Below are 9,795 nucleotides of genomic sequence, written 5' to 3'. Positions count from 1 at the left end.
TGTAAGTAGTGGTGTTTCCATTCCTTGAACACTGTTAATTATGGTACGATCAAAATGAATGATTTTTTGGTCACTTATTAATAAGGATATCAGACTAAAGCCAATAATGGAAACCACACTCAGGCTAAAGGCGATTAAAAGATATGTTTTTAATTTCATCAATACAAACCTCTCTAGAAAATTGGATTTTTGATAATACTTTATAGGTTGCTCATTGTTTTAACTTCTACAACTTATAACCTTACTGTCCATTGAATTGTAGGTAAAAAAGTACATAAGAAAGGCAGATATGGGGTCAGTCTGCCTTTCTTTTGAGGCAAAATTATAGTGTCTTTGGTTCTTCACGCACTGGTTCTACGCTTTTATCCTTTGAGAAAAACCAGCCGGCTGCGGCGATCCCTACTAATACTACATAAAAGGTTATTTTCCAAACTGTTGAATGCGCAAAATCTTCATTTAAAATCCCTAACATAGGATGTGATAATGTGTAGACGGCAAGCTTCACACCAACCCAGCCTACAATGGTAAACGCAGCAATTTCTAAACCTGGTCGTTTTTCCAATAAATTGACAAACTGATTCGCTGCAAAGCGCATAATAATTAATCCAATAATCCCGCCAGCAAAGATTACCAAGAATTTACCACCATCCAGACCACCGATATTTGGAAGCGGTGTGTTTGGCAGGGCAACGGCCATTGCGACAGCAGCAAGGATCGAATCAACGGCAAAAGCAATGTCAGCCACTTCAACTTTTAATACTGTCACCCAAAAATTGCTCTTTTTTGCCCCTGCCTTCTCCTCTATATCTTCTTCTTTCCCTTTAATGACCACCTTGCGGAAAATATGATTTCCAGCCATAAACAGTAAATATAGAGCGCCAATGGCTTGAACCTGCCACACATCCACAAGGAACGAAATCACAAACAAAGAAGCAAAGCGAAACACAAAAGCTCCTGCCAAACCGTAAAATAATGCCTTCTTACGTTTTTCTTCGGGTAATTGTTTCACCATAATCGCAAGTACTAAAGCGTTGTCAGCGGCTAAGAGACCTTCTAATGCCACCAAGATTAATAATACCCAGCCGTATTCCAGTAAAAGAGTTAAGTCCATGAATATTTCCTCCTTAAAGTTGGTTTTTTTTCAAATACTCCCTTACGCCATAAAAATAGGCCTTTACTGATTACAGTAAAGGCCTAAAATAACACACAAAAAGACCTTTACAGTAAAGTAAAGGTCTTGCTAACAACGTAAATGTTGCCAATAAAGCCGGAGTAATGAATACTCGGAATGACGACTTTATTGTAGCAGCTACTCCCCTTTAAAAAGGAAATATTTAATTATTAATAGTTTATTATACTGTAAAGAAAATGTCAATGTTATTTTAAGAGTTTAATATCTACATACTTCACGGCTATATAGTTTACAATTCATAAACCTCTGTATATTTTCTCTCAAGATATTCAACCAAATATTCCGCGTTTAATTCTTCCCCCGTAACCTTAACAATCAATTCATTCGGGGTATAAAGCTTTCCATATTGATGGATCTTTTCTTTTAACCATTCTTGGATAAGATCAAAGCGTCCATTTTCAATATGGTTATAGAAATCTGGAAGGTCTTTTTGAATCGTACGGAGAATTTGAGCTGCATAGAGATTCCCTAATGAATAGGAAGGGAAATAACCGATGCCTCCAAATGACCAATGAACATCCTGCAAGACGCCAACCGTGTTAGTACTAGGTGTAACACCGAGATAATCTTGCATTTTTTGATTCCAAACTTCTGGCAGGTCCTTCGCTTCAATCTCTCCGCTGATTAATGCTTTTTCAATTTCATAACGAAGCATGATATGCAAATTATAGGTTAATTCATCCGCTTCAACACGGATAAAGGAAGGCTGCACCGTATTAACAGCCCGATAAAATTCGTCAACAGTCATATTTTCGAGCTGCTTTGGAAAATACTCTTGAAGTTTTGGGTAGAAGTACTTCCAGAATTCCTTACTGCGGCCGACCATATTTTCTAAAAATCTCGATTGAGATTCATGGATACCGAAGGATGCCCCACTTTGTAATACAGATTCCTCAAACTGTGGATTGATATGCTGCTCATAAATTCCATGCCCAGCCTCATGAATGGTTCCAAATAAAGCAGAGCGGACATTTCCTTCTAAATAACGAGTCGTTAATCGTACATCACCTGTATTAACGGTTTGTGCAAAAGGATGGACCGTTTCATCCAATCTGCCCGCTTCAAGGTCAAAGCCTATAATAGGCAGGATATAGCGGTTAAATTCTTTTTGCTTTTCAATCGAAAACGATTGTTCAAAAATTTCTGCCTGTGTCCGCTTTCCTTTTTGTTGAATGCGTTCTAAAAGCTTAACACTAGAATCTCTTAATTTTGCAAACAGCGGATCGAGTATTTTCACCGTTAAACCTGGTTCAAACTCATCCAAGAGGGCATCGTACGGATGGTCTTCATACCCATAGATTTCAGCAAATCTTCGCTTGTAATCAACGATTTTCTCTAAGTACGGAAGGAACCGAGCAAAATCATTATTTTCTCTTGCCTCTTCCCAAGCATCATTTGCCTGAGCAGTTAAGATGCTGTATTCCTGAAATAGGTCAGCAGGAATGCTCTTTGATTTTTGGTAATACTCTTTATATTCTCTAACTTTTGCTCTTGTCACTTCATCTAATAATATTAAGTTATCAGGAAGAGTTAGCTCCGCTAGCAGTTCTCCCATTTCCTCAGAAACAGAAAGCTTAAAAATTTCCGTCCGAAGGGTCCCCGTTGCCTTGGCGAACGTACCTCTCCCTTTTTTCGGTGCCATGACTTTTTGATCCCAGTCAGCTAAACCAATAATGCTTGAAAAATGAGTGATTTTTTCATCCAAAGCCTTAAATTGCCCTAATGCCTTTAGTACCACTGGATCAATGACTTTCTGTTCCATCATCTAGACCTCCTAATAAATTCTCTCGTTTCTAAAGATGTTTGTTTTAGAAAAAAACACATCCCTTCTGATTATAAAGTAAAACTTAAAATATGGGGAAAAATTAGAATTTTTTTTATAGACAAAAAATTCATCAAACTAGAACTATGTCGATTTATAAATAATGAATTGGAATAATTATCATACTGCTATTTACAAATGGGCAGGATAGGTATGTAAATCATATTTTGTTTTAGTAAAAAGGATGTGCAGGAAATTGGAAAAACAGAAAAAAAATAAGTCCCACTTCCCCTTTCGTTTAAATATACTATTTTTCAGTGTTTTTTTCTTATTTTCCGTACTAATCCTCCGGCTTGGTTTTGTACAAATTGTTTATGGCGAAAATTTCAAAAGAGATTTAGCAAGAAAAGAAGATATCACGATTAGTAGTCCTGTCCCGCGTGGAAGAATCCTTGACCGAGATTACAGAATAATCGTTGATAATGTCCCTAAAAGTGCGATTTCTTACACCAATGAAGGATTTAGTCAAGGAGTCATGCTCGAAACAGCTGAGAAGTTGGCAAAACTGATTTCGAAAAAAACAAACAAGGTGACAGATAGGGATAAACGCGATTTTTGGATTATGACGAATCCAGAACGCGCCGATGCCAAAATCTCAAAAAAGGAAATGGAATTATTTTATGCAAATAAATTAACAGATAATGATATTTATAAATTGAAATTAGAGCGCATCACAACTGGCGAATTAAAGGAATTGACTAATGAAAAACTAGAGGTCCTTGCCCTTTATAAAGAGTTTAACAATGGCTACAAGTTTACAACCCAAATCATTAAAAATGAAAACGTGACTGCGAAAGAATTGGCGGTCGTAAGTGAGAATCTGCAATCACTCCCAGGAGTGGATACTACTACGGACTGGGAGAGGTCCTACGCTTTCAACCAAACCTTAAAGTCAGTACTAGGAAAAGTAACCAAATCCGATGAGGGGCTACCTGCTGAGCAATTAGAATATTTTTTAGCAAGAGATTACAGCCGTAATGACAGAGTGGGAAAAAGTCAACTTGAGTGGCAATATGAAAATGTCCTCCATGGTTACAAATCAAAAATAAAAAATGTAACCGATAAAACAGGAAATGTAATCGAAAACCATCCTATATCTAATGGAAAAAAAGGAAAAGACCTTGTTTTAAGTATTGATATGGATTTACAAAGGAAGATTGATCGAATCATTGAAGAGGAACTTTGGGCTGCGAAAAGATATCCGGGAACCTATCTAACAGACCGAGCATATGTGGTCTTAATGAACCCAAAAACTGGCGAAGTCTTAGCCATGTCTGGTAAAAAAATAGTAAGAAATAATCAAACAGGCAGAGTTGAAATGGAAGATGACGCTCTCGGTACATTTACAACCACCTATAATGTTGGTTCTACTGTCAAGGGCGCAACTATTTTGACTGGATATAAAACAGGCGCAATTGCTCCGGGAACGGTTTTTGATGATACAGGATTAAAAATCAAGGCCACTCCTTTAAAGAAATCCTATGCCTACTTAGGCAGATTAAGTGAAATTAATGCCTTAAAATTATCTTCCAACGTTTATATGTTTCATACAGCGATAAGAATTGGAAAAGGGCATTATGAATACGATCAACCATTAAACATAAGCTCGAAGGCATTTGAGACCATTCGTAACTCGTTTGCCTCGTTCGGTCTAGGAACCAGAACAGGAATTGATTTACCGAATGAGCAATCGGGATTTAAAGGTCAAAGTCACCTGCCGGGATATTTACTTGACCTGGTGATTGGACAATATGATACCTATTCTACTATGCAGTTGGTACAATATGTTTCTACCATCGCAAATGGCGGTTACCGAATGCAGCCGCATGTTGTCAAACAAATGCTCGAACCAAAAGAAGGGACAAGTGAACTTGGGCATGTTGTAAAAGAAATATCCCCAACGGTCCTAAATACAATTGATATGAAATCAGATTGGCTGTATCGCGTCAAATTAGGATTTAGAAAGGTTATGCAAGAACGCGGCGGCACGGCCTATAAATATTTCGGAAATGCACCCTACTCTCCTGCCGGAAAAACAGGTACAGCTGAAGCTTTTTACGATGGACCAGAGCGGTACCGATTTGGGAAAGAACCACCACCAGTTATGAACCTTAGTTTGGTAAGTTATGCTCCTAGTTCGAATCCTGAAGTGGCTATGGCGGTTATTGTACCATGGGCTTACCAGGGCAAAAAAGACAATCGGGCAAACTTGAAAATAGGACGCCGTGTTTTAGATACATATTTTCAGATGAAGAAAAGATAATTATACTCAGGGTGCCAATGAGTGGCATCCTTTTTATTACGTTATTCCCTTTATTCATTTTTCCTTAACACTGATTTCACAGCCTTTTCTATTTCTGCATAACCGGTGCATCGACAAATGTTTGACTCCAACCATTCCTTGATGATTTTATCATCTGCATCTGGATGCTGCTCGATTAACGAGTGACAGTTCATTATAAACCCAGGTGTGCAGTAGCCACATTGGAAAGCAAAATTTTTAACAAAAGCCTGCTGGATGGGTGTATTCTCCAAACCCTCAATCGTTGTTACCTTCTTTCCATCCGCTTCCACAGCAAGCATTAGACATGATTTCATCGGCCACCCATCAACATTGACTGTACAAGCGCCGCAATCCCCGTTCAAACACCCAGGCTTTGCACCAGTCAGCCCAAGACCTCGGATTGCATATAAAAGGGTATCGCCTGACCGTACCATTACACTTTGCTTTTCTCCATTTATATTTAGTATAAACGTGTGTGATTTCACCCCTCACCCTCCTTCCTTCCTTCAATTAAGCTATCAATCTCAAGAACTAGGACCCAATGCAGCAAACACATCTGACAAGATATTCCGTAATACAAAAAGCCTGTATTCTGCTGAGCCTTCAACATCATCTAAAATCGGCTTTGGTAACTTATCAAGGGCATTAGTAATTCTTTGAGTCAACGGAAGCTCTTTATTATTTAAAGAAGACTCCAACTCTTTTGACCGGAACGGAAATGGGCACAAGCCACTGATTGCCAAGCGCACCTCCTGCCCTAATTTTAAGGCGGCTACTGTAATTAATGGATAGCCAGTGTCCCACTGTTGACGGCGTTTGATACTAATAAATGGCGCAGCAATAAACCGGGATTCTGTTGCTAATTGGACAAGTATTTCCCCTTTTTTCAATTGAAGCTGCTCTTGAAAAATTTCATTGATTAGCACCATCTTTTTTCCTTCGGGACCAACAATTAATACTTTGCTGTCCGAGAGCAAAAATGGTAAAACAGCTTCTCGATAAAAAATTCGTGCACATATATTCCCACCTAAAGTAATTTTCCCGCGTGCCGTATGGTCCGCAACTTCACTTGCTGTATGAGTTAGCAATGGAAAAAGATTTGCCTCTTCAATTTTTGTAAGTGAAAGGGTACTGCCTAGAAGTAAATGATCACCGCTTACCTGCATTACCTTGGATTCAGGGATATCCTTAATATCAATAACCGCCTCGGTATACGCTAAATCGATTCTTCCAAGCGTTATTAATTCCGTGCCGCCTGAAAAGAACATTGGATTCTTTCCATCTTTATCTAAAGACTGATATAAATCGACTGCCTCTTTTAATCTAGCCGGTTTAAAATAATCAAACTCAAAGGGAAGCATTTTTTTGCGCCTCCTTTGCTTTCCAAATCAATTCAGGAATAAGAGGTAGATGGTGAAGTGAAACCCCAGCAGCCGTAGACAAAGCATTACCGAGTGCACCAGGCATACCCATTAATCCATGCTCCCCCACACCTCGGGCCCCATACGGACCATCTAAAAGCGGTGTTTCAACGAATCCCACTATATATTCTGGATTTTCTCCATAGCGGAGGGGCCGATAGGTTCGGAGCTGGGGATTAAGAACCCTGCCTTGTTCGTCAAAATAAAACGTTTCCCTGCCAGCAAATGCTAATCCCATACTCATCGCACCCATTACCTGACCTAATGCTGCTTTTTCATTTAAAACTCGCCCAATGTCGACCACCGTACACGCCTTCAATAGCCTATAGGTATAATCTCTTTTATCAAATTCAATTTCTACACCATAGGCTGCAACTGTCCACTCAGGTCCCGGCTTACCTGCCCCAGTCTCAGGATCCAAATGGGTTATATGACGTAAGATATAATTCCCTCTCCCTATAATTTGTCCGCCTATCGAATTACCATTAGGATATTGATAACCATAGCAGATGTCTTTAACCGGAATTCCTATGGATGGATCATCCCTCAAAAAGACTCGGCTATTAGCTACCACAAGATCTTCTGTCGGTGCTCTTAAAACGGTCGAAGCAATTCCCTTTAATTGCCTGATCACATCATCCGCCGCTTCGAGCAGTGCCCTTCCTGCCATAAATGTTCCTCTGCTAGCGACAGTTTTCCAATGCTCTGGTGTTGTTTGCGTATCCACTTCCATCCGAACATGTATCTTATCCACACTCATCTTCAGCTTTTCTGCTAACATCTGCGCAAGGACTGTCTTTGTTCCAGTTCCAATTTCAATTACACCAGAAAATAAATTGATACTTCCATCTCGATTAAATGTTAATATCACTCCCGAAGGGGCATTGGGATCAATCGTCGACGTTTTCCAGCTGCAGCTAACCCCCTTTACTCTCACAAACCGCTCATTTACCTCTTTGATTGTACCTTCATCCCACTTAATTAAATCTTTTACTCGCTCAATACACTGTTGTAAGTTACCGACATTACTTTTATTTAAACGGACTCTTGTCGGAGTCGTATCCCCCGGTTTAATCGCATTTATATACCGAAGTTTAAGCGGGTCCATTTTTAATTTTAGCGCTAGTAAATCAAATGTTCGTTCGATAGCAAAGGAAAGTTCGGAATGACTAAAGCCTCTAAATGGGGCTGCATAGGGGTGGTTTGTATACATGCAGTAGGAATCACACCAGACATTTGGTATGTTATATGGTCCAGTACAATCCGCCGCTCCAGCCCTAGTAAGATCAATTGCTTTATCGGAATAGGCCCCGCCATCCCATAAAAAGCGGATTTCCGCCGCTCTTATTTTCCCGCTGTGATCAGCTCCTATTTTAATTTTTGCATCTAAACCAATGTGACACGGCGATGTTAAGATATCTTCTTCTCGCGTGTTTAAGATTTCTACCGGTTTTCCACCCACTGCTTTAGATGCAAGATAGGCCAGGACCTCCAGTTGTACGGCTGCCTTTCCTCCATAGGCACCGCCAACAAGTGGGGTTCGAACAATAATCTTCCCCATATTCTCACCAAAGTAATCAGCGATTAGCCTTTTAACCATAAAAGGGGCTTGAGAAGAAGTAGTAATAAAGATATTCCCATCGGGCATGATTTCGGCAGACGCACATCTTGTTTCCATTGCCGCATGATCTGAAGGAGAAAAAGAATAACTTGCTTCCACCACTGTGTTAGTCTCAGCCCACCCTTTTTCCATATTACCTTTACGAATTTTTATATGGGTAGCAATGTTGGTGTCAGGCAGCGGATGAGAGTCATCCTCCTTTTTATATTTACCTAAGTTCTCATGGACTAAGGGTGCTCCTTTTTCAAATGCTTGGGAAGGGGAGTTTACGACCGGCAATAATTCATATTGGACTTTAATCAGGTCAGCCGCCATCTTAGCCTGCGCTGGTGAATCAGCTACAACAAGTGCAACCGTNNGTAGCGAACCTTATCAAAGGCGATAGGCGGCCGGTCCCGGATGGCCTCCCCTGTTAATGGATACTCCTTTCCAGCAAGAATGGCCCTAACCCCATTAATCTTCCAAGCTTCGGATGTGTCAATTTTCACTATCTTCGCATGGCCATAAGGACTAATGACCATTTTGCCAGATAACATCGGATTGGAATGGTAATCATGGGTATATTTTGCCCTCCCTGATACTTTATCAAAAGCCTCTTTGCGAATGACACTTTTCCCAATAACCTCCAAATTTATCCCTCCCCTCACGTTTATGTGGATTACCTATCCTATTTATATTTATTTGGAGGCTATTCCTAGAATGATATATTTTTTAATTGCTGACTAAATATCCATATTTGTGTAAAACCTAACAGAAATCATTATTGGAATAATTAGGTGGAAAATATGGGACTTGTTATTTATATAATTATTTCCTGGTTGGTTTTGACCGTCTTCTTTTCATCGAAAAAGAAACTACCCAGCAATGTAAATATCATACTATTTCTAGCGATTCAGATTGTTCAAATCAACATTTTTACAATCATAACCCTTAAAATGAATTTGTTTACTTTTGGTAAAGATCCGGTAGAATTTATCACTGTTTTAATTTATCGGGACCTCATCATTCCATATTTACTGCTTTTATTTGTTAATCAGTTGTCTTTCGCTAAGATACCTAGTAACAGAATACTCATCACAGCGGTCATTTTGACCCTTTTATTGGTTTTTGAACATTTACTAAGAATATTAGGATATAGTCATAACCATCATTGGTCCATCTGGCATTTCAGCCTCGTTTGTATAGGGCTGATGGTTTACTCGCTACTTATTGTGAATCTGTTAATGAAATTAGCGTCTAAGGAGAAACAGGAATATAATGGTCCATCTAATCTATGATCGTCGCTTTGATATAAATGAATGGTTTGTTCTTGGAATGATCTTTGGGGGGCTTGGTTTCATTTATTTTTTGCCTAAAAAATTACCAGAACTGACAGCCGCCTATTGTTTCCTCATTGGCCCTTTTCTAGGAATGATTTTTGATCATACCATTGCCGTTCCACCGTTGGATTTATAT

Annotated in this window: 6 protein-coding genes and 2 pseudogenes; 3 read left to right on the top strand and 5 right to left on the bottom strand. The window is 39.3% G+C overall.

The features are described 5' to 3' along the window. Positions 1 to 322: 322 nt before the first annotated feature. A complete protein-coding gene (locus V7659_RS21000) occupies positions 323 to 1,111 on the bottom strand; it encodes a TerC family protein (RefSeq protein WP_335541999.1) in 789 nt (262 codons plus the stop codon). Between the two features lie 310 nt (positions 1,112 to 1,421). Further along, on the bottom strand, positions 1,422 to 2,957 hold the full coding sequence (locus V7659_RS20995) for a carboxypeptidase M32 (RefSeq protein ID WP_335541997.1): 1,536 nt from the start codon (positions 2,955 to 2,957) through the stop codon (positions 1,422 to 1,424). Positions 2,958 to 3,198: 241 nt separating this feature from the next. Here V7659_RS20995 and V7659_RS20990 point away from each other — a divergent pair, with 241 nt between their 5' ends. After that, complete coding sequence (locus tag V7659_RS20990) at positions 3,199 to 5,277, top strand: peptidoglycan D,D-transpeptidase FtsI family protein (RefSeq protein ID WP_420491453.1); 2,079 nt, start codon at positions 3,199 to 3,201, stop codon at positions 5,275 to 5,277. A gap of 50 nt (positions 5,278 to 5,327) precedes the next feature. On the opposite strand, the gene V7659_RS20985 is transcribed toward V7659_RS20990, so the two are convergent. The 3 genes and pseudogenes from V7659_RS20985 to V7659_RS20975 all read right to left on the bottom strand — a co-directional run bounded on the left by V7659_RS20985 (position 5,328) and on the right by V7659_RS20975 (position 8,969). Continuing rightward, positions 5,328 to 5,783, bottom strand: a complete 456-nt coding sequence (locus V7659_RS20985; protein WP_335541994.1) for a (2Fe-2S)-binding protein — start codon at positions 5,781 to 5,783, stop codon at positions 5,328 to 5,330. A 39-nt stretch (positions 5,784 to 5,822) separates the two neighbouring features. Beyond that, positions 5,823 to 6,659: an FAD binding domain-containing protein gene (locus V7659_RS20980; protein ID WP_335541992.1), complete on the bottom strand. Its 837-nt coding sequence runs from the start codon at positions 6,657 to 6,659 to the stop codon at positions 5,823 to 5,825. Then, positions 6,646 to 8,969 (bottom strand): annotated as a pseudogene (locus V7659_RS20975) (xanthine dehydrogenase family protein molybdopterin-binding subunit). Before V7659_RS20975 ends, V7659_RS20980 begins: the two are co-directional and overlap by 14 nt. A 156-nt stretch (positions 8,970 to 9,125) precedes the next feature. On the opposite strand from V7659_RS20975, the gene V7659_RS20970 reads away from it, so the two are divergent. Both V7659_RS20970 and V7659_RS20965 read left to right on the top strand, forming a co-directional pair. Continuing rightward, positions 9,126 to 9,617: a hypothetical protein gene (locus V7659_RS20970; protein ID WP_335541991.1), complete on the top strand. Its 492-nt coding sequence runs from the start codon at positions 9,126 to 9,128 to the stop codon at positions 9,615 to 9,617. Beyond that, positions 9,598 to 9,795: pseudogene (locus V7659_RS20965) on the top strand (hypothetical protein); the annotation flags it as partial. The gene V7659_RS20970 and the pseudogene V7659_RS20965, both read left to right, overlap by 20 nt.

This window comes from Neobacillus drentensis, assembly GCF_036966985.1.
Taxonomy (GTDB): domain Bacteria; phylum Bacillota; class Bacilli; order Bacillales; family Cytobacillaceae; genus Neobacillus; species Neobacillus drentensis_E.
This window is presented reverse-complemented; position numbering and strand designations above follow the sequence as displayed.